Annotated in this window: 21 protein-coding genes and 1 pseudogene; all 22 read right to left on the bottom strand. The window is 58.5% G+C overall.

Annotated elements, in window-relative coordinates:
* Window positions 1-102 precede the first annotated feature (102 nt).
* Window positions 103-609: a membrane protein gene (locus C934_RS0111195; protein ID WP_018856814.1), complete on the bottom strand. Its 507-nt coding sequence runs from the start codon at window positions 607-609 to the stop codon at window positions 103-105.
* The gene (locus C934_RS0111190; protein ID WP_018856813.1) at window positions 609-974 is read right to left on the bottom strand and encodes a hypothetical protein; all 366 of its coding nucleotides are present in this window, start codon (window positions 972-974) and stop codon (window positions 609-611) included. The genes C934_RS0111195 and C934_RS0111190 overlap by 1 nt, the downstream gene beginning before the upstream one ends.
* A gap of 17 nt (window positions 975-991) precedes the next feature.
* On the bottom strand, window positions 992-1,558 hold the full coding sequence (locus C934_RS0111185; RefSeq protein WP_018856812.1) for a rod-binding protein: 567 nt from the start codon (window positions 1,556-1,558) through the stop codon (window positions 992-994).
* A gap of 31 nt (window positions 1,559-1,589) precedes the next feature.
* Complete coding sequence (locus C934_RS0111180; protein WP_018856811.1) at window positions 1,590-2,003, bottom strand: hypothetical protein; 414 nt, start codon at window positions 2,001-2,003, stop codon at window positions 1,590-1,592.
* Between the two features lie 4 nt (window positions 2,004-2,007).
* Window positions 2,008-2,760, bottom strand: coding sequence for a flagellar biosynthetic protein FliR (gene fliR / locus C934_RS0111175; RefSeq protein ID WP_018856810.1), 753 nt, complete (start codon window positions 2,758-2,760; stop codon window positions 2,008-2,010).
* Window positions 2,757-4,844: a flagellar biosynthesis protein FlhA gene (gene flhA / locus C934_RS0111170; protein ID WP_026371745.1), complete on the bottom strand. Its 2,088-nt coding sequence runs from the start codon at window positions 4,842-4,844 to the stop codon at window positions 2,757-2,759. The genes fliR and flhA overlap by 4 nt, the downstream gene beginning before the upstream one ends.
* A gap of 88 nt (window positions 4,845-4,932) precedes the next feature.
* Window positions 4,933-5,199: a flagellar biosynthesis protein FliQ gene (gene fliQ / locus C934_RS0111165; RefSeq protein ID WP_018856808.1), complete on the bottom strand. Its 267-nt coding sequence runs from the start codon at window positions 5,197-5,199 to the stop codon at window positions 4,933-4,935.
* A gap of 63 nt (window positions 5,200-5,262) precedes the next feature.
* Window positions 5,263-5,703, bottom strand: a complete 441-nt coding sequence (gene flgD, locus C934_RS0111160) for a flagellar hook assembly protein FlgD (RefSeq protein ID WP_018856807.1) — start codon at window positions 5,701-5,703, stop codon at window positions 5,263-5,265.
* Window positions 5,694-6,143, bottom strand: a complete 450-nt coding sequence (flbT, locus tag C934_RS0111155) for a flagellar biosynthesis repressor FlbT (protein WP_018856806.1) — start codon at window positions 6,141-6,143, stop codon at window positions 5,694-5,696. Before flbT ends, flgD begins: the two co-directional genes overlap by 10 nt.
* Window positions 6,140-6,487, bottom strand: coding sequence for a flagellar biosynthesis regulator FlaF (gene flaF, locus C934_RS0111150; RefSeq protein ID WP_007530128.1), 348 nt, complete (start codon window positions 6,485-6,487; stop codon window positions 6,140-6,142). Before flaF ends, flbT begins: the two co-directional genes overlap by 4 nt.
* A 36-nt stretch (window positions 6,488-6,523) precedes the next feature.
* Window positions 6,524-7,645 (bottom strand): flagellar hook-associated family protein, encoded by a 1,122-nt coding sequence (locus C934_RS0111145; RefSeq protein ID WP_026371744.1) that lies wholly within the window; start codon window positions 7,643-7,645, stop codon window positions 6,524-6,526.
* A 3-nt stretch (window positions 7,646-7,648) separates the two neighbouring features.
* Complete coding sequence (flgK, locus tag C934_RS0111140; RefSeq protein ID WP_018856804.1) at window positions 7,649-9,115, bottom strand: flagellar hook-associated protein FlgK; 1,467 nt, start codon at window positions 9,113-9,115, stop codon at window positions 7,649-7,651.
* 18 nt (window positions 9,116-9,133) lie between these two features.
* Window positions 9,134-10,435 carry a flagellar hook protein FlgE gene (locus tag C934_RS0111135; protein WP_018856803.1) on the bottom strand — a complete coding sequence of 434 codons (1,302 nt, stop codon included), beginning with the start codon at window positions 10,433-10,435 and terminating at the stop codon, window positions 9,134-9,136.
* Window positions 10,436-10,564: 129 nt separating this feature from the next.
* The gene (gene rem, locus C934_RS0111130) at window positions 10,565-11,236 is read right to left on the bottom strand and encodes a transcriptional activator Rem (RefSeq protein ID WP_018856802.1); all 672 of its coding nucleotides are present in this window, start codon (window positions 11,234-11,236) and stop codon (window positions 10,565-10,567) included.
* Window positions 11,237-11,519: 283 nt separating this feature from the next.
* Window positions 11,520-12,083, bottom strand: coding sequence for a lytic transglycosylase domain-containing protein (locus C934_RS0111125; RefSeq protein ID WP_025659524.1), 564 nt, complete (start codon window positions 12,081-12,083; stop codon window positions 11,520-11,522).
* A complete protein-coding gene (fliK, locus tag C934_RS0111120) occupies window positions 12,025-13,377 on the bottom strand; it encodes a flagellar hook-length control protein FliK (protein ID WP_018856800.1) in 1,353 nt (450 codons plus the stop codon). Before fliK ends, C934_RS0111125 begins: the two co-directional genes overlap by 59 nt.
* 1 nt (window position 13,378) lies before the next feature.
* Window positions 13,379-14,674, bottom strand: coding sequence for a chemotaxis protein MotC (motC, locus tag C934_RS0111115; protein WP_018856799.1), 1,296 nt, complete (start codon window positions 14,672-14,674; stop codon window positions 13,379-13,381).
* A 3-nt stretch (window positions 14,675-14,677) separates the two neighbouring features.
* Window positions 14,678-15,916, bottom strand: a complete 1,239-nt coding sequence (locus C934_RS0111110) for a MotB family protein (protein ID WP_018856798.1) — start codon at window positions 15,914-15,916, stop codon at window positions 14,678-14,680.
* On the bottom strand, window positions 15,913-16,548 hold the full coding sequence (locus C934_RS0111105; protein WP_025659528.1) for a hypothetical protein: 636 nt from the start codon (window positions 16,546-16,548) through the stop codon (window positions 15,913-15,915). The genes C934_RS0111110 and C934_RS0111105 overlap by 4 nt, the downstream gene beginning before the upstream one ends.
* 167 nt (window positions 16,549-16,715) lie before the next feature.
* On the bottom strand, window positions 16,716-17,681 hold the full coding sequence (locus C934_RS0111100) for a flagellin N-terminal helical domain-containing protein (protein ID WP_026371743.1): 966 nt from the start codon (window positions 17,679-17,681) through the stop codon (window positions 16,716-16,718).
* 265 nt (window positions 17,682-17,946) lie between these two features.
* On the bottom strand, window positions 17,947-18,855 hold the full coding sequence (locus C934_RS0111095) for a flagellin N-terminal helical domain-containing protein (protein ID WP_018856795.1): 909 nt from the start codon (window positions 18,853-18,855) through the stop codon (window positions 17,947-17,949).
* Window positions 18,856-19,096: 241 nt separating this feature from the next.
* Window positions 19,097-19,197, bottom strand: a pseudogene (locus tag C934_RS34650) (flagellin); the annotation flags it as partial.

The raw sequence follows: 19,197 nt of genomic DNA, 5'->3' as shown, positions 1-19,197 counted from the left end.
TGGTGGAAGGAATTATTAACCGTCTACAGTCGGCACAAAAACGCAGAAACGGCGCCCCAAGGGCGCCGCTTAAAGCAAGGACCGAGTCACTCTCTGGCAGCTTTAATCCGCTACTGGTTCCGGAGCGACGACGTTGACGGGCTTGCCCGTCCTCTTGTGTTGTCCGGAGTCACTCGTCTTGGGGAGGTAGTCGAGCTGTTCCAGCATGACCTGCTCGATATACTCTCCACCCAGATGCTGGTTGACGTCCTTCTTTATCATCTCCCGAAAGGCGTTCGGATCGAAGGATTTCATGTTGGAGATGTCGATCATCTTGTTGCCGACGAGCAATGTAAAGAGCTCGTCGGTCGTCATTTCCGTCAGAGGCAAGGACACGTTCTTCACCGCGTCCTTGTTCATCATGAAAGAGATCCTGCCGAGGAAGTAGCCGGTAATTGTACCGTCGGCGATGATCGGCACGGTGATCGTCTCGCCCTTTACAAGCTCGAGCTGGCTTTGCTTGGCATCATCGGGGGCCGGCGCAGGTGCCGTTGCCATGTGCACCGAGAAATAGACCGATGCCAGCGTGATCGCGCAAACCCAGACGCCTGTCAGAACGAGCTTAATCATCAAGCGTCACGTGCTACGAATTGCTCTTGGGAATAGGTGCCGTCGGCGTCCGCATCCTGGACTGCATTCTTCAGGAGATCGGCAACGGTGCGGACCGCTTCCAGATGCGCTTCGACGCGCCGTGCGTTCAGCACCAGCTTCTTCTTGAGCCCATGCAGCTGATCAAGATGCGTGGCAGCCAGTTCCTTCGGGTCTGTGTCGCGGAAGAGCATCGACAGCTCGTAGAGGCAGCGGCTCTTGTGCGTGTTCGACACCTTGAGATCGAACTGCGGATCGTTGCCGATACGCGTGTTCTCGTTGTCGATGATCATTTCGAGGCGTCCAAGAACCGATTTGATACGATAGTCGTTCGAGATTATTTCCATTTTTGTCCTCGATTTTCTCAGGCGTCATTGGCGGACTTGTTGTCCGCAGTTGGTGTACCGAAGGTCTTGCGCTGGAAGTCGTCGATCATGCTCATCGCCATGTTGCGATCGTCCTGATCGGTGGAAGCGTTGGCGACCTTGCCTTCCTGCGTCTTCAGCGCATCGTGATAGAGCTGCTTGGCAATGCCGATGCCGTCGCCCTTCGAAATCTCGTTGCCGAGCTGTTCGGCCATCATGCCCTTCCAGATATCACCGGTGGCACCCTTGCCGTACACTTCTTCGCTGTCGTTCGGCAGCATGTTCTTGATGAAGTTCTGCAGGACCATGGCCTCGAACTTGCGGTAGGTTTCCGGCACCTCTTCTGTCTTGGTGCTGCGGTTTTTGCTGTCGCTCAAACCGGTCTTGCCCGCGGCGCGATCGAGAATATCGACGGCCGAGGTAAAGCCGTTGCCGGCTTCGGCGAGACTGTTGGCGGCAAACGCCGCCTGGTTTGCCTTCAGTTTTTCCTGGGCTGCCTGCACCTCGAGCGGGTCGGCAGCTTTGACAACATCCAGGACCAGATCACTCGGAGGTGAAATAGCCAAGTCACAATCCTCTTGATTAAGATTGTGACGATTATGATTTTTGAAGCTTGCTGGAGGCTGGCGTACCGAATTTTTGATCGATGAGATCATAGACTGCGTTGTCGGCGGCTTCGCGGCGCTCGGCCTCGAGCGCCTCACGCATGCCGTCTTCCAGGCGATCGCCCTTGGCGCGTTCCTGAACAACGCGCATTTCGTGAATCTGCTGCATGCCGATCAGCTGCTTGTCCTTGATCCCCAATCGGTTGAAGCGATCCGCATAGCTTTGCGAGAAGGCATGATGGACCGGGTCCATGGAGCCGAGCGCCAGGATGACGCTGTCCATTTGCTCGTTGACTTCCGACCGCTGACGGCTCGTTTCGGCAAGGTCGAATTCAGCCATCTGCTCCAGATGACGTTGAACCGCCACGAGGCGTTTCAGTTTCTGTGAGCGCGTCTTGTCTACCATGTCGCTACCTGCCGATGAACACGCTGGCGAAGGATTGGCCGAACTGGCTGACCAGCGCCGCCACTGAGAAATAGAACAGGAACAGGCCGCCGAGAAGCAGATAGGGCGTCGAAATGAAATACACCGGAATCTGCGGCGCCAGCTTGTTGATGAAGCCGATCGCGATGTTGAACATCAGGCCGTAGATCAGGAAGGGGCTTGAGAGCCGCAGCATGATCATGAATGTCGATGACAGCGTGTCCGTGAACGATATCAGCGTGCTGCGCATCTGCAGGATGCCTCCGAAGGGCATCGACGTGTAGGAATCGACCAATGCCCGGAAGACGACGTGATGAAAGTCCATCATGAACAGGATCATCATACCGGCAAAGGTGATGAAGCCTGAAAGGCTGCTTTCCGGGGAATCTTCGAAGATATCGCCCGCGCTCGGTTGAGTGTAGCCGACCATCATCGCAATCACGCTGGCTGCGAACTGCAGGCCGAGCGTGTAAAGCCGAGCAAGCATGCCGTACATGACGCCAACCAGCGACTCGCTGAAAATGTAGCCAATATAGGTGGCGTTCGAGGTGTGGACGATCGGATAGACCGTTTCCCAGAGCACTGGAAGGATCGCAAGGGATAAGGCAGCTGCAATGAAAACCCGCAAGTGCGGTGCGACACGGGCAGACGAAAAGCCGGGCATCACCAGAACACAGCCGCCGATCCTGCAGAAGATCAGGAACAGCGCCAGGACGGTCCCTTGCGGGTCTGTTATCATGAAATGGAGCCCAGAATCTTTATCTCGATGCCCTTGGCCAGCTCGACATGCGACAGGACCGGGAGCGTTGCGAACAATCGTTCGATGATCATGCGCACATAGGAGCGTGTTTCCGGCGAGGTGACAAGGGCGAACGGCAGGCCGCGATCCATGAATTCACGGATAACTTTTGTCGCTTGCTCGCTGAACTCTTCGAGCATGCGCGGGTCGATGTCGAACTCGATGATCTCGCCCTTGTTGTCGCGCTTCAGCGCCTGATGGAAGGCGAGATCCCACTTGCTGCCGAGTCGCAGCACGCGAAGCACGCCGTTGTCCGCGAGATCGCCGCAAAGCTGCTGCGCCATGCGAACACGCACATGCTCGACAATCTGCTCGGTCTTGCGGACATGCGGCGCGAGTTCGGCGACGGCTTCCAGGATGAGGTGCAGGTTGCGGATCGACACACGCTCGGCGAGGAGCAATTTCAGCACGGCCTGCAGGCCGGAATAGGACATGTGCGACGAGCAGATCTCGTCCGCCAGCTTCTTGTATTCCGGATCGAGCCTGTCGATCAGGACCTTCACATCCTTGTACGACAGGAGCGCCGGCAGATTGTTGCGGATGACTTCGCTCATATGCGTCAGGACGACAGAAACGTTGTCGATCGGCTGGAAACCCTCGCGCTTCAGATCGTCGGCGAATGCTTCGAGTATGGAAACCGCCGGCATGCCGAAGGCTGGTTCGCGAATCTCGTCGCCCGGAATGCTTGGCTTGCGGCCGGAGCCGGTGACAACAAGAACTTCGCCAACGCGCAGCAGGTTGGACGCGACCGTCGTGCCGTGGATTCGGATCTGATAGGACTTCTCGGCAATGCCGATATCGTCCGTGACCTTGATCTCCGGAACAACGAAACCGTACTGCGTCGCGAACTTCTTGCGCATCTTGCCGACGCGGAAGGCAAGCTCCTGGTGAGCGCCGAGCAGGCGTGTCGACACCATCTTGCCGAGCGCGAGCTCGATTTCCGATGTGCGCAGCACCGACTTGACGGAATCCTTTTCGAGTTCCTTGTTCTGGATGACCTTCTTTTCTTCCAGCTCGCGGCGAGCCCTGTTCTCCGCCTCGACCTGGCGGGGAATGAACCAGGCACCAAAGGCCAGAAGACCGGACAGGAACATGAAGGGCACAAATGGGAGACCCGGCATCAGGCCGAGGATCGCCATCAGAACCGCAGAAACAGAAAGCGCCCGCGGATAACCGCTGAGCTGGTTGACGACTGCCTGTTCGGTGGAACCGACGGTGCCGCCGCGCGACACGAGAAGGCCGGCTGCGAGAGAAACGATGAGGGCCGGCATCTGCGAAACGAGACCGTCACCAACCGAGAGCTTGACGAAGACGTCGGCGGCTTCGGAGATCGGCATTCCATGGCGGAAGTAACCGATGATGATGCCGCCGAAGACGTTGATGCAAGTGATCAGCAAGCCGGCAATCGCGTCGCCGCGAACGAACTTGGACGCACCGTCCATGGCGCCGAAGAAGGAGCTTTCCTCTTCCAGCTCCTTGCGGCGGCGCTGTGCTTCCTTCTCGTCGATGATGCCGGCCGAAAGGTCGGCGTCGATCGACATCTGCTTGCCGGGGATCGCATCGAGGGTGAAGCGCGCGCCGACTTCCGCGATACGCGTAGCACCCTTGGTGATAACGATGAAGTTGATGGTGATCAGGATCAAAAAGACGATCAGACCGATCACGAAGTCGCCGGACATGACAAGGCTGGCAAAGCCCGCGATGACACCGCCGGCGGCATCATGACCCTCGTTGCCATGCGATAGGATGACGCGCGTCGTCGCGATGTTCAGCGCCAATCGCGTCATGGTCGCGATCAGAAGAATGGTCGGGAAGGACGAGAAATCGAGCGGCTTCTGGATCCACAGCGCCACCATCAGGATCAGCACCGAGAAGGCGATCGAGAAGGCCAGTCCCATATCGATCAAGAACGGCGGGATCGGCAGGAAGAGCACGCAGATAATAACGATGATGCCCATGGCAAAACCGATATCACGTACGCTAAGTCCGGCTTTCGGGAGGGGGAGTGCAGGAGGTTGCGCCATTTCGATTCCGTCTCTTCATGAGAGGTGCGGGCATGATGCCCACCAATTCGGAACGAGACTTAAATGGCGAAGCTTGCGCGAAAGTGGCTCAGAAACCTGACTGAATGCGCGAAAACACCAGATTGGTGAAAATCGAAATCTGCGATCCGACGAACGGAGCCGAGATGCCGATGGTGACGAGGACGGCCACGATCTTCGGAACGAAGGTGAGTGTCGCTTCTTGAACCTGCGTCAGCGCCTGGAACAGCGCGATGATCAGACCGACGATCATGGCCGCTGCGACCGCCGGGCCGGCGGAAACAAGAACGGTCCAGATCGCTGCCTGGAATAGGTCAAGTGCATCAGCTTCATTCATTGCAGGCAACCTCATATCGCCTTGCGGTCCGTCCGGTGTGGCCGAACCGCCTTGTCATTTCAACTAGCTCGAAGACGATGTGTCGGTCGTCGTCGGAGCCTTGTCGGCCAGGGTGATTCCCGCCTGAACGAGAATACTACCGCCATCCGTCGTCGTCGCAATGATGCCGTCGGAATAAACCTTCACCGACGCAACCGTGCCCTTCACGCTGCCGTCAGCGCTGGTCATGTACTTGCCGATGTAGCTGCCAGCCTGCGTCAGGCTGGAGCTCGCCAGCAGCGTGTCCAGCTTGCTGTTCGTCTGGATCGTCTGCTCGACCTGCGAGAAGCTCGCCAGCTGCGACATCTGTTCGCTCGCGTCCACCGGATCCGTCGGATCCTGGTTTTTCATCTGCGCGATGAGGAGCTGCAGGAAGTTGTCGTAGTTGAGCGTCGCCTTCTGTTGCGCGCTCGAGGTGCTCGACGACGAAGAACTATTGACGTTTGAGACGCCGTCTACCGCCATGGTGCGATCTCCTTGCGAATCTGCTCGACCATCGTCGGGTGCATTTCTTGGTTGTTGAGAATGCTATCCTCGATCGGATAGAGACCGCGGATCGCCTTCAGGGCGTCGAAGGCGCGGCCGGTCGAAACGAGACCGTCAACGCGCTTCAGTTCGGCGAGGACTTCCTCGTTCTTGAAGCAGGTCAGCAGCATCGTGATCGACTTGCGGAACATCGCGGTCGACTGATCCTTGCCTTCCGGATTGATGAGGATCATCTGCGCGATGAAATAGAGCTGGCGCAGCGGCGTCGTGGCGTCTTCCGGCTGGAGGACGTGGTTTTCGAGAAGGAATGTTACATCATTCAGGAATTCCAGCGCGACCTTGCGATCGACGCGCAGGACCGCACCGTTGATGAAGATCTTTTCCCCGGCTTTTAGCGAGATACGAAGTGTGCTTTTCATTTTAGTCCATCCCTGATGATGGTGGTAACGTCGATAATGCCTTGGTAGTTTGTCGATTGCCGGCGCCTGATCCGATCGCACTCCTTCAAGATCCAGATCGCGATGGAGATGAGGTTGGCCCGCAATTGGATTTCAAGCTGGTTGTCCGGATGCTTGAGATCCTCGATAAAACTTACCCAAACGCGCCGGGTGTAGAACAATGCATCAATGGCTTCCCGGCTGTATTTCTCTTTGTCTCGCGCAATCGACAGCAGCTCTATGGACCGGTCGAGAACTTGACGCTCCCGTTCCTTCGCATCGGCCACCGAGTCCTCCATGATCTCGGAGTAAGAGAACTGATACATTCATGCATCCTTCTTTGTCTTTCGTACCTTTGATCATCAAAGGTAATTCACGAGACTCAACTGCTGGATTTTCGATACGATGGTGTAGGCGGTCTCCAGCTGAGTCTGGAGGGTATTGACCAGCGTCGACGCTTCCGACGTATCCACGCCCTGAAGATCGACGAGCTTGTTCTGAAGAATGCTCGACTGTGCATCGAGAGCGTCATTGGCCTTCTCGACGCGCTCCTGCGAAAGGCCGAGTTGGCTCGCCTGGGTCACGATGCCGGTCGTGGCCTGCGCGGCATAGCCGATCGCCGTGGAGGTGACCTTGCTCAGTGCGTCGGCGCCCAGATTTTGGCTGGCCAGCGCCGACACTGTGATCGAAGCCAGCGCGAAGTAGCGCATGCCGTCCGAGTTGGAATTGGTCGACGACGTGACGACTTCAGAGTTGCTGATGCGGCTCGTCATGTTCTGGTTCGAAGCAGCCGACCAATCGCTCCAGGCCGGCGGCGTGACGTAGGCCGCGGGTGCAACCGGGGTCGGTGCGCCGGGCGGCGGGAATGCAACCGGTGTGGAGGTGCCGTTGAACGTGTCCTGGGAGAACATCGGCTCAACGACGTTCGTGATGAAGGTGCCCATCTCGGCGCCGGTCAAAGAGCTTACCGGCTTGCCCAGGCCGCTCGCGTAGGCTTCGAGGTTCGTCTGAATGGCGGTCGTTGCGGCATTCTGTTGGTTGGTGAGCGGCTGCACATCAGTGTTGATACCCGAGAACAGGTACTCGCCGTTGAGCATCGAATTGCCCGTGTCCATCAGCTGCGAAAGCGCGTCGCCGGCAGATTGCATGGCCACCGCGATGCTGGTCTTGTCCTGGCTTCCCTGAAGCGCGGTCAGCTTGGAGACCAGTGCGTCGCCGGCCGTCTTCATACTGTTGAGGCCGAGCTGCGAAGCTTCGAGACGCGCCGATACGATGGAATTGCTGCCCTTGAGGGCCTTGATGCGGCTGACCTCAGCTGTGAAATTCACGCTCTTGGCTGCACCAGAGCCCAGGGAGGCGCCGATGTCGGCGTAAACGCCCGTCGTCGCCTCGAGAGACGCGGTTACCAATTGCTTCTGCGACTGGCGGATCGTCAATCGCATTGCGTTCTGAATGGCCGAACTAGAAATAAATGAACTTTTCATGGCTTAACTCGCTATGTCTAGCAATGACTTCAACATTTCATCGACAGCGTTTAGGATCTTGGTGGCCGCCTTGTAGGACTGCTCGATGTCGAGGAGCAGGGTCAGTTCTTCGTCGAGATTGACGCCGGTCTCGTTGGAATAAGCTTCCGTCGAACGCGAGAGCGCCGCTGCCGTATTCTCGGACGCAGTCGTCGCATCGCTTCGATACTGCTCGAGCCATCCGATCGAATTGGAGGCGTAGTCCATGATGTTCACGTTGGACGAGATGCCGGCGGTCGACGAGAAGGTCTGGGCCGCGCCCATCGCCGTGTAGAGCGCATCGAGATTGTCGGAGAAACCGCTGCTGCCCGTCGGATTGAGATTCGTGAGGCCGGTGATCGTGCCGTCACGCAATTTCATCGGGTCGCCGCCCTGGTTGGTGATGACGGCGGCATTGACCGCAATCGTACCCGCGATGCCATCGATCACGCCTGTGGTCGTCGGTGTGCCGCCAGTTGCTCCGGTCGCCGTCTTCCAGACGAAAAGACCTGGCTGTGTCGTAGTGGGAGTGCCGCCGGTCTCCGAGAACATCGTCACGAGAGACTTTGCGATCTCATCGAGCTGCGACTGGAACGTCGTTGCGATGTCATCGCGCACTTGTAGCAGTGACTGCAGGCTTCCCTGCGCCGTCGTTGTCGACCCTTTGCCACTGCCGAGCAGCACGCCGTCGATGTAGACGCCGTTGCCCTTTGTCTGGGCGGTGTAAGTGTCCTGCGCGACGAAAGTAACCGTTCGCGGAATGGTGTCGAACACGACGGTTCCGTCCGTCGTATAGAGCGCCATGTCGCCGTTTTGACGGTCGACGGCGTTGACACCGACAATCGAAGAAATCTGCTTCAGCAGCTTGTCGCGTTCGTCCAGCGCATCGGCAGGGTTACCACCGGTTGCCGTTTCGCTCTTGACGGCATCGTTCGCCGTCTTGAACTGCGCGAGCAGCGTATTGAGCGTCGAAACCTGCGTTGCAATTTCCTTGTCGGCGCCCAGGCGTACCGCCTGCACGGATTTCGTCGCGTTGTTCAGCGAATTGGCGACGTCCTGCGCAGCCGTGACTGCGCTTTGCGCGGCAATGGTGCTGCTTGGCGATGTGCGGAAAGCCTGCAGCTTTTCGCGGAACGTCGCCAGGTAGTTGGCCGGCGACGTCTCGTAGTCGTTGCCGCCCATGATCGATTTCAGGTCGGTCAGACCACCAAGCAGCGTCTGCTGGCCACTGTCTTGCGCACTCGCCTTCAGCCACTGACGCATTAGCGCGTCTTCTTGCGCGCGGCTGATCTTCACAACCTGCGCTCCATTCAGCGACGTGGTGATCATCGCCTGCCGGCGCACGTAGTCGCTGTTGCTGGAGTTCGAGATATTGTTCGACACCACACTGCTTTGAGTGCCGGTGTTGCTGAATATGCTCTGCGCGGTATTCAGTGCGGAAGTGAGCGACATGGCTTATCCGAACCCTACTTATCTCTTGAGGTTGACGAGGACGTCCATGATGTCGGACCCCGTCTGGAACACCTTGGAATTGGCAGTGTAGCTGCGCTGCGACTCGATCATTTCGGTCAGTTCGCCGGCGAGGTCGACGTTCGAGCTTTCAAGTGCTCCCGCCTGGATCGTGCCGAAACCGTTGGTCTGCGGGAAGCCGGTGACCGTCACGCCGGACTGGCCGTTTGCGCTATAAACGTTGCCGCTCATCAGCGTCATGTTGTCCGGGCTGGCGACGGTCGCTAGCGGAATGCGGTAGAGCGGCTTCGACGTGCCATCCGCATACTTGGCATATACCGTGCCGTCCTTATCGATCGTGACATCCTTGACCGGGCTGGCGGCCTGGCCGTTCGGCGTGCCGCTACCTGCAAAATCAGCGGCGAGCTGCGTGAAACCGCTGAGGTCCATGGCGATCGAACCGGTGGTGACGGGATCGGCGATGGTGAGGGCGCCAGTGCTTACCATCTTGCCGTTGGCATCGAACGTCAAATTTGTCGAGCCAACGAGAGCCGGACCCGGCGTCGAAGTGTACGGAAATGATGAGGTTCCACCTGTTGCCGCATCGTCATGACGGAAGACTGCAACCTCCCACGTGCTCGCAACACCCGGAGCTGCCGGCGGGGGCGTCGTCACGGCCGTCTTGGTGAAGTAGAAATCGTACTGAACCGTGTTGCCGAGCTTGTCGTAACCAACCATCGACATCTGCTTCGTGTCAGCTGTGATCGGCGCCGTGTTGGAAGACGGAAGGTTGCCAGTTGCGACGTTGGCATTGGAGTTCAAGTTGCCGGTAAAGGTACCGGTCGTCGAAGCGATGGCCGTCAAGCCGGACTGGTTGACGTTGATCGGCACGAGTCCCGAGAAACCGTTGACGACGACGGCCGGCGCGCCAGCGTCGTAAGAATAACCCATCAGCTTGAAGCCGGCGGAATTGACCAGGTTGCCTTCGGGGTCTTTGGTGAAATCGCCGGCGCGGGTCAGAACCGGAACGCCGTCCGGGCTCTGAACGATGAAGAAGCCGTCGCCCGAGATCGCCAGGTCGTAGCCTGATGTCGTGTAGGAGATGTCGCCCTGTTCCGAAACCGACTGGCGAACGGATGTCTGGACGCCGCCCGAATTATAGTTACCCGAGGTCGATGGCAGGACCAGCGACGAGAAAGCGGTCGAAACGGACTTGTAGCCCGTCGTGTTTGCGTTCGCGATGTTATCGGCGACGGTGCTGAGGCGGTTTGCCTGGGCGTTCATGCCGGACACGGCCGTCTTCATGCTGCCAAAAATGCTCATCTGAAAACCTCGATTCCCTTAGTAGGCTTGAGAGTATTTGGTGGGCCTTGCGTGAGGCTGTCTGGCGTTGAACCAATGTCGCGAGAATGCAGCGACCAGGTTCAGGCAACGCGGCCCGTTCTGAAAAAATCAGTTCCAGTCAATGCAATAGCCAAGGAAGCGCTTCGAATCGACCGGATCGAAGCCCAGCTTCTTCCGGAGCTTCTTGCGCAGCTTGGAAATATGGCTTTCAACCACGTTTTCTTCGACTTCGTCGTCGAAAATCCCGTAGATCGCGTTGAAGATCTGCGTCTTGGTGACACGACGACCGCGGTTTGCAATCAAGTACTCAAGGATGCGACGCTCGCGACGGGGGAGCGCAAAAACCTCACCGTGAATTTCCGGATCGCGGCCGTCGGAGAACACGCGGATCGCACCGATATCCGTGTGGCTGGAAATCGCTTTCAGTCGGCGCCGAATGGCGGCGGCTCTTGCCAGGATCTCGCGGGGATGCACAGGCTTGCGCACGACGTCATCGACGCCACAATCAAAAAGTGCAAGGGTGTTTTCCAGCGACGGCTGATCGCTGACTGCGATAACCGGCGCCATGGTACGGTCACGGATCGCGCGCGGCAGCTCGAAAGTCTGCTGCCCCTGGCCGATCAGGAACGCCTCGACGGCCGCGACATCAGCGTCCGCCGCCGTCTGAACCCATTCGCCAAATTCACGTGGATCAAACCCTGTGGAAGGAATGCCTTCCCGCCCAAAAAGTGAAGTGTAACCATCTTTCACGAGCTCACGCTCATCAACCACTACGATCATTCGTCCGCCTCCGAATCACTTGTGGTACCTCGATGCTCTATGGGTACGAATCGCGCGATTCCGGGACAAGCTGTAGGAACTTACTGGCAGGAATTAATAGTTGATTAAGAATTGAGGCGCGATTTGATCTAGATGTAGTAGCGGTCCGAAATTATGCACACAAAAATTTCGTGGAAAAGTTAACAAGGTCTAAAATGTGATTTGCCTTGCCATATTGAGACAGATTCTCGCCACAATATGACACATTTCTGTTTTGTTCTGTTTTCTGCTAGTTTTGATTGAATCAATTTTGACAGAAGGTGCTCGCATTGCGAGTCCATTTGCCGTAGCCGGTGGCGACCAGATTGGCGATGACCCGGCAGACATACTGCTTCTGGGCAGGGTCATTGTTGGGGCCGGCGTGATAGCGGGCCACTGCCATCGTCCAGGTTTCGTGTCGGTCGTGGAGATTGCGCAGGAACCTTGCCGCGTATTCCACGTTGCGGCGGGGGTCGAACATCTCCTCCGCGGACCGGAAATTCTCACCATGGTAGTATTGGTTGATCTGCATGCAGCCGATGTCGATGAGCTTCGCGCCCGATCGGCGCGCCACATCGACCTGCCTCAGAGCATCCTGCTCGGAGGGCGGAAAGAAGGCTTTGCCTTCGATGTTCAGCGCGTAAGGGTAGAGGGATCCCTTGCGCCCGGTTTCGGTCAGACCCACGGAATAGAGTATGCCTTCCGGAATACCGTATTTCAGTGCGGCGGCTTGAATCTCCACCTCGCAGGCGCTGTTCGACGCTTCAGCGCTAGAGGTAGACGTCGCCAGTGCGACTACTGCCAGCGGCGCCAGAAGAAGTGCTTTCAACACCGCTTTCGCCCGAGCCATTGAAGCCTCCGCCAGTTCGCTGTCCTGAGTGATTTTGGCGCTCACGCGCCTCCCCGCCTTGGCCTTGCTGGGCAAACGCCTGGCCCTGCTGCTGGCCCTGTGCGGTCGCTTGGTTGCCCGTGTCCGAACGGTCGACTGGCGCCATGCTGATCGTCACGTTGTCGATCGCGAAGCCCTGGCTGCGCAATGCCTCGATGATCTTCCCGTGGTCTTCCTTGAGCTGCCGGTAGGCAGCTGGTGTCTCGACCTTCAAATCGACGTTGAGCGCGTCGCCTTGCAGCCGCATCGTCGCCGTGACGAGACCGAGTTCGATCGGGTTCATCTGGATCTTGAGTGTATTCACCACCTTGCCGGTGCTCGTCCACTCAGCAGCGTTCGACAGCGAAGAACTCGCCTGCATGGCGTGCGCCCATTCCTGATCACCGGAAATGGCGGCCGTCACGGCGGCAGAATTGGTGTTCTGCGCAAGACCGATGTAGCGGCGCGAATCCAGAACAGAGACGCTCTCGATGTTAGCCTTGCCGCCGGACTCGGTGGCATCCGTGTCAACGCCAAGATGCATGTCCATGGACTGACCACGGCCGTCGGCACGGGTCAGCCGGAATGTCGTCGCGTCGATACCGCCTTCGGCCTCAGTGCCGGGTAGCTGGACGTCCGCGGCTGTATCGACGCCGGTCAGACCTGCGTCAACAGACATCTCATCCTTGGCTTTGACGCTGGCAACGGACTTTTCTTTCGGTTCTGTCGATACCTTGCCTTCCGGCTTCGCGGCTGCCATCGCCGCGAACGCTGCAGCCGCAGTTCCGTCCGTCTGGACTTGCTTGAGTAAGCTCAGGACATCAGACAGCGTGCTATCGTCCGGGGCGACCTTCTGGTCGTCGGCACCGTCGGCCTTCGTCTCCTTGGCGCCCTTTCGAACCGTTACAGCGTCATCATCCAGCCTATCCGAAAGATCCCGCAAATCGGCTTCATCAGCGTGCTTGCCCTTAGGCTTACCGTTCTGTTCCGTCGTCTTCGTTTCTTCGTCCGCCGAACCAGACGCTTTCTCTTTCATCTGCGCCTGCGCAGCGAGAGATGTGCTGCCATCGGTGCCGTCGCCTGCCTGCTGGCCGGTCGTGGACTGTTCGGCGGAGTCATGTTTTCCGCCGCTTGCCTTGTTCAGGACATCGGAGAACCCGCCTGCATCCGCATCGCCACCGCTGCCCGTCTGGCGGCCAATGCCAGAGGCAGCCCCTGCTCCGGATGCTCCCCCCAAAACACTGATGTCCATCATCTCAATTACTCTCTTTGTTCAAGAGGCCGTCGATCTCATCCAACTGCGATCGGCTTGACGTCACGAATGCGTTGAATGACGGGTCGGCGTCCTGCTGTCCCCCAACATCGGATGGCGGCCCCCCCGCCGATTCTCCCACAACGGGACCTGGAACTGGGTTTGGTACCTCCCCCTGATCCGCTTCAGCCTGTTCAGAAGTAATTTCTTGGCCATTAGATTTATGGGTCGTCGCTTGCGTCAAGCTTGCCGGTTCAGGCGGACGAAGCACTTGTTCCGCAATAGCTTTTGCCGCGGCTCTGAGGGCCTGGTCGCGCGGCGACAACTCCTGCTCGGGGATGGATTCGATGTTCTTCGTGGCCGCATCGATCTTGTCGGTCGGGATCGCCGCCATGCCGCCGTAGAAATCCGCCAGCGCTCCAAAGGCGTTATCAGAATCGCCTGCAAGCGTCTGGGCGCGCGCCGCGGCCATCCGTGCGAGATCGCCCTTGCCGGCGATCGCCGCCGCGCGGGCGATACGGAGGAAGACCTCGCGCTGCCTGGCCTCGTCCATGAAGGAGAGGATGTTAACAACGTCGTCCGGCTTCACCTCATGATCGTGATTGACCAGCAGGCTGACAAAAAGATCCGCGAACTGGCTGGCATATGGCGAATGCAGGAAACGGCGCACGTAGCGCTGCGAGTAGTCGAGACCCTTATCCACCATCCCTGCTTCGACGCAGATAGACACGGAGCGGCGTAGCGCCGCCTCCTCGACGATCGTACCCGGCGCATAGAGGCGAGCCTGATCATACAGCTTCAGCGCTTCCACTGGACTCTTGGCAATGGTGACGTTGCCGCCCACCAGCGCCAGATAGGGACCGATTTTCTTGTCCTTGTATTCGTTTGCGGTCTCGACAAGGCTCTTTGCAACAAGCAGGCCTTTGCCGCTCAGATATTTCCGCAGGACGTCGCTGACCCGGTTGTCGAAGTGACCGTTCACGTCGCGCGCGACGAGATATTCGAGGGTCTCCGGATTACCACCGCTCATCGCGTAGATTAGCGCCGCATCGACATTACGCTCATCATCGAAAACCGATGGATCGATCGTGCGTAGACGCTGATCGATCGTCCCGAGCATGAAGCGCTGCATCTCGGCAGCCGAGTGATCCCCGAGCACGACGGAATCCTGCACGAACTGCAGCGACCGGAGCATCTTGTAAGGGACAATGTCCTCCTGATCTTCCGCGTGCACGCCGGTAGCAGGGCTCACCGCAAGCCCCAAAAGCAAAAGCAGAAGACGTTGGTGGTGACGGACCATGGATTATCCCTGATCCGCCTGCAGCAATATCTCGATGCGCCGGTTGGCAGCATTGAACGGATCGGCCGGCTCCTTCAGCATGCGATCGGCAAAGCCCGAAACCTGCGAGACGCGTTTTTCGTCGAGTCCGCCCCGAACGACCATGTAGTAGGCCGCCTGGGCACGATCCATGGACAAGCGCCAGTTCTCGTTTTCACCCTTGTATTGACGGCCGTCCGTATGACCGCGGATGGCGACTGCGCCCGGCTTGCTCTTCAGGATCTCACCGATCTTTTCCATTGCGAGCACCATTTCCTTGCGCGGAACGGCCGACCCGATATTGAACATGGAATCGTCGCTCTGATCGGAGATGCTGACCAAGAGGCCGCCTTCCGACGCCGTAACCGTGAGGCCTTCGGCGAGCTTGCCGGCCACGCCGCTGATCTGCTGCGCGATTTCCTTTTGCAGGTCCTCGGCCTTCTTCTGCCCAACGGCTTTTTGCGCCTCGGCTTGCGGCTTGTCCTCTGCTGTCGCTGCGGCTTGTGCGTCCTGACTCTCGCCGGCGTCCGCCGCCTTCGTCAGATCCGCCGGGTTCCCGGATTCGGCCTTCGCAACTTCCGTGGCGTCCGCTGCTTCATCAGCAGGAACATCTTTCGAAGCCGGCTGCCTTTTGTTGGCATGGGTAACTTCGACCTGCTTCGTCCAGAAGTCGGGATCGAACGGGTCACGATAAGCCTGGCCACCGTCGGCTCCGGTTGCAGGACCGGAGTCGCTCGCGCCGCCCTCACCCTTGGCGCTGACGTTTGCCTGCTGGCCGACCTCCTGCGCAATTTCTGCCAGGACCGAATAGGGATTCTCGAAGAAGTCGGCTTCGGAGTAGTTCGTTTGGTCGCCGGATGTCGAGGTCTGGTCGTCGCCGTTTGCCGCCGCCGCGCCCTCGTTCGGCTTGTCCTCCTTTTCCTTCGACTTCTCCTGATTCTGATCGCCATCCGCCTGATCGACAGGCTTCTTCAGGCCTTTTTGCGTGGGCTTCTCGTCGGAGAGCTTGATCGGATTGAAATAGGTCGCGACGGAGGCCTTGGTTTCCTCGTTCGCGGCGTTGACCAGCCACATGACGAGAAAGAACGCCATCATGGCCGTCATGAAGTCGGCGTAGGCGATCTTCCAGGCGCCGCCATGCGCCCCATCGTGATCGCCGCCGCCATGCCGCTTGACGATGATGATCTCGTTCTTGCCGTGATGGTGGTTTTCGCTCTCACTCATTCCAGAACTTTCTTCAAGCTCGTCGCCCAGGCCGACATGCGCGTCACAAGGACGGCGTCGCCAAATTCGACAGTCAGGTCGACATCGCCGGTTTCAAGGTGGCGCAGAAGACCTGCCTTTTCGCCAAGAGTACCCTTCAACACATCGAACAGCCGGGCAGGTCCCTTGACGGTCACGGTGCCGACATCGCCTTCCAATACCGCCTCGCGAAGAATGCCGGCGAGATCGACGGCAGCCTTCTGCGACAGGACATCGGTCATTACGGGGGCCAGCGCCCTTGCGACAGTCGCGCTGACAAGCTCGGCAATCGCGCTCGCCATGGCATCAAGCCGGGAGGCGACCAGCGCCGCAGTCTCAACCTCGTAGCGGTCGCGAAGCTCTTCGACCTCGCGCTGGTGAACAAAGGCGACCGTTTGCGCTTCCAGTTCATACTTCTCCGTCAACACGGCGGTCGCTTCCGCATAGCCCTCGGCGTGAGCATTGTGGCGCTCTGCTTCGAGATCGACGACAGGCTCTGAGGCAAGATCGGCAAAGCCGCCAAAGTCGTTCGCGAAATCGTCCGCATCCACGACGGGAGCGGCGACGGCCGGTTCTCCAAAATCCTTGAGATACCGAGAAAGCAGCGCGCTCACCGAATCCACCCTCTCGCTGCAGAAGACTGCGACATGCCGCGCCCCATCATGAACTGACAACTCATCAGGCACGGTTTCCGCACTGCGCCTTTGTATCGAAACTAGGCAATCAAACTTGCGCGAGGATGAAGGGTGAGGCCCAACAAGCTCACCCGCGCCTCACCTCACTATTGCAGCAGTAGCAGTACTTTGCTGGCGGCTGTGTTCAGGATCGAGATCGTCTGAATGCCCATCTGCTGTTGCGCAAGCAACGCCTTCTGAAGGGTCGCCGTTTCGTCCATGTCGGTGTCAACGAGTGCGCCGACACCTTTGTCGATCAAGTCAGACATGTCCGCGGTGTAGGCAACGCGATCGCCGATACGCGCGCTCATCGTGCCGAGGCCAGCCGCGGTCTCCGTCAGTGTCGACAACAGGGAATCGACCACTGCGATCATATCGTCCACCTGTGCGGACGTCGCATTGCTATCGAGCTTTATTTCCGTTCCGGTCGCCGGCGTCGTCGAGCCGGCGCTAAGCAGATAATAGTTGCGCGCCGTCGCAGTGCCGTCGGAATTCAGGGTGTTCGCATCTACCGTTTTCGTGAGCAGTCCGCGATTGGCGTCCGTCATATCGATCATGACGGTCTGGTCCGCCGGAAAATCGATGGTTTGCATCTGGTATTCACCACTCGCGCCGCGCACGAAACCGCCGATCACGGATCGCGAGGTCGGAAGCGTGGCATCTCGGTTAAGAAGCCAGTTCTCGCCGGCGATGCTGGTCGACTGAACCGTCGTCTGCAGTTGTCCCTTCAACTCGCTGAGGCTGGTATTAAGCTTCGTCTTGTCGACGCCGGCTTCCTTCGCCGTCAGCAGCGTCTTGCGGATCTCGCCCAACTGGTCAATCAGGCTGTCCATCGAGGTATAGGCAGTATCGACCTTCGATGCGCCGACGCCGAGCGCGTCGTGAATGTTCTGCAGCGAATTGCTGTCCGAGCGCATGACGCTTGCAAAGGACCAATAGGTTGCGTCGTCCGCAGCCGTTTCGACGCGGTAACCCGACGAAACCTGCTGCTGAACCGTTGCGGCGTCCTTGTTGATGATGCGCAGCGCCGCGAGGGCGTTCACCTGTGCCGAGCTGGTAATTTTGTATGTCATTTTCTGGCTCTGAATAGGGAAACGGGACAGGCCGGCGAGCGGCAGCGACTGAGCTGGCGTCATGCCCCCGACTGGATCCTCCAGGCCGGTTTGTCGCTAAAACAAATCAACTGTTAAGCGAAGGTAACCAAGGCTCCGGACCGGCGCAAGGGCTACGGCGTCGGTGCCGCAAGCCTCGCGCAACCTTGATTATCGCTTCAAAAACAAAGATAAAGCCGCATCTCGCGACGCGGCTTTCGGTCTCACTTCGTGGCTGGCGGCGTTCTTAGCCCTTGAACAGCGTGAGGACGTTCTGTGCGCTGTTGTTGGCGATCGACAGCGACTGGATCGCCAGTTGCTGCTGCGTCTGCAGCGCGGTCAGCTTGCTCGATTCCTCTTCCATGTCAGCGTCAACGAGGCGTCCGACGCCCGAGTCGATCGAGTCGCTGAGGTTCGAAACGAAGCTTTCCTGAAGATCGATACGGGTGGAGATCGAACCGAGCTGCGAACCCGCCTTCGTCAGCGCGCTGAGGCCGTTTTCCACGGTGGTCAATGCCAGGTTAATATCGCTGTCGCTGAAGCTCGTGATGTCCATGCTGAAGATCGAGCCAACGCTGCCCGAGGAGGTTCCGATGATACCAGTCGCAGTGTCGATTGCTCCGGTTGTCGTCATGCCAAACAGAACGTTGCCGCTGGTCGAGTCATCGAGGAAATATTCTGTCGTCTGGACGGACACCTGTCCATTCGCGTCGCGGACGAACGAGGAGACCACGCTTTTCGTTGTATTGCCTGCAACCCAGTTTTCACCGGAGAAGGAAGCAGATTGCGCAACACTCAGCAACTGTTGCTGCAGCTGCGCGATTTCGTCCTGAACCTTGGTCTTGTCGACGCCCTTTTCCGTTGCGGCTACGATCTTGGCCTTGATCTCGCTGACGATATCGATGGCGCTATCCATGGCGGAATATGCGGTATCGACCTTCGCCGCGCCGAGGCCAAGCGCGTCGGAGACGGCCGACAGCGCCTTGTTGTCCGAGCGCATCGTCGTCGCAATAGACCAATAGGCAGCGTTGTCCTTGGCTTCCGCGACGCGGTAGCCTGACGAAACACGGCTCTGCGTTTCTTCCAGGCTGCCATTGATGCTGCGGAGGGTCTGGAGGGCGGACATTGCCGCGACGTTCGTCAAAATGCTGGTCATGAAATTATTGGTCCTTGGCTGGCAAATATTGAAAAGGACACTCCGGTCCGCCACCGGGAACGGCAATCAGCTTCATGCCCGCTAACCGCTTCTTAAGCTTGGTTAACATACCGTTTCATTGACGGCAGAAAACATGAGTTTGGTTAACGCCGAGTTAACAAACATAAAAAAGCCGCGCTCGGGGGAGCGCGGCTTCGATCGGCGATCTTTCGGTTTGAAGCGCCCGCGAGCGCTCCTGCTATTAGCTGCGGAACAGCGAGAGGATGTTCTGCGAAGAGGAGTTCGCGATCGACAGCGACTGGATCGCCAGCTGCTGCTGGGTCTGCAGGGCGCTGAGCTTGG

The organism is Rhizobium sp. 42MFCr.1 (assembly GCF_000377185.1).
In the GTDB taxonomy this organism is placed as follows: Bacteria; Pseudomonadota; Alphaproteobacteria; order Rhizobiales; family Rhizobiaceae; genus Rhizobium; species Rhizobium altiplani.
This window is presented reverse-complemented; position numbering and strand designations above follow the sequence as displayed.

Coding starts and splice junctions, on each gene's coding strand:
- flbT (WP_018856806.1), bottom strand. CDS start 6,143: ATGAAAAGCACACTTCGTATCTCGCTAAAAGCCGGGGAAAAGATCTTC.
- C934_RS0111195 (WP_018856814.1), bottom strand. CDS start 609: ATGATTAAGCTCGTTCTGACAGGCGTCTGGGTTTGCGCGATCACGCTG.
- C934_RS0111100 (WP_026371743.1), bottom strand. CDS start 17,681: ATGACATACAAAATTACCAGCTCGGCACAGGTGAACGCCCTCGCGGCG.
- C934_RS0111180 (WP_018856811.1), bottom strand. CDS start 2,003: ATGGTAGACAAGACGCGCTCACAGAAACTGAAACGCCTCGTGGCGGTT.
- flgD (WP_018856807.1), bottom strand. CDS start 5,703: ATGGCGGTAGACGGCGTCTCAAACGTCAATAGTTCTTCGTCGTCGAGC.
- C934_RS0111135 (WP_018856803.1), bottom strand. CDS start 10,435: ATGAGCATTTTTGGCAGCATGAAGACGGCCGTGTCCGGCATGAACGCC.
- motC (WP_018856799.1), bottom strand. CDS start 14,674: ATGGTCCGTCACCACCAACGTCTTCTGCTTTTGCTTTTGGGGCTTGCG.
- C934_RS0111110 (WP_018856798.1), bottom strand. CDS start 15,916: ATGAGTGAGAGCGAAAACCACCATCACGGCAAGAACGAGATCATCATC.
- flhA (WP_026371745.1), bottom strand. CDS start 4,844: ATGGCGCAACCTCCTGCACTCCCCCTCCCGAAAGCCGGACTTAGCGTA.
- flgK (WP_018856804.1), bottom strand. CDS start 9,115: ATGTCGCTCACTTCCGCACTGAATACCGCGCAGAGCATATTCAGCAAC.
- C934_RS0111095 (WP_018856795.1), bottom strand. CDS start 18,855: ATGACCAGCATTTTGACGAACGTCGCGGCAATGTCCGCCCTCCAGACC.
- rem (WP_018856802.1), bottom strand. CDS start 11,236: ATGATCGTAGTGGTTGATGAGCGTGAGCTCGTGAAAGATGGTTACACT.
- fliQ (WP_018856808.1), bottom strand. CDS start 5,199: ATGAATGAAGCTGATGCACTTGACCTATTCCAGGCAGCGATCTGGACC.
- fliR (WP_018856810.1), bottom strand. CDS start 2,760: ATGATAACAGACCCGCAAGGGACCGTCCTGGCGCTGTTCCTGATCTTC.
- C934_RS0111145 (WP_026371744.1), bottom strand. CDS start 7,645: ATGAAAAGTTCATTTATTTCTAGTTCGGCCATTCAGAACGCAATGCGA.
- fliK (WP_018856800.1), bottom strand. CDS start 13,377: ATGATGGACATCAGTGTTTTGGGGGGAGCATCCGGAGCAGGGGCTGCC.
- flaF (WP_007530128.1), bottom strand. CDS start 6,487: ATGTATCAGTTCTCTTACTCCGAGATCATGGAGGACTCGGTGGCCGAT.
- C934_RS0111190 (WP_018856813.1), bottom strand. CDS start 974: ATGGAAATAATCTCGAACGACTATCGTATCAAATCGGTTCTTGGACGC.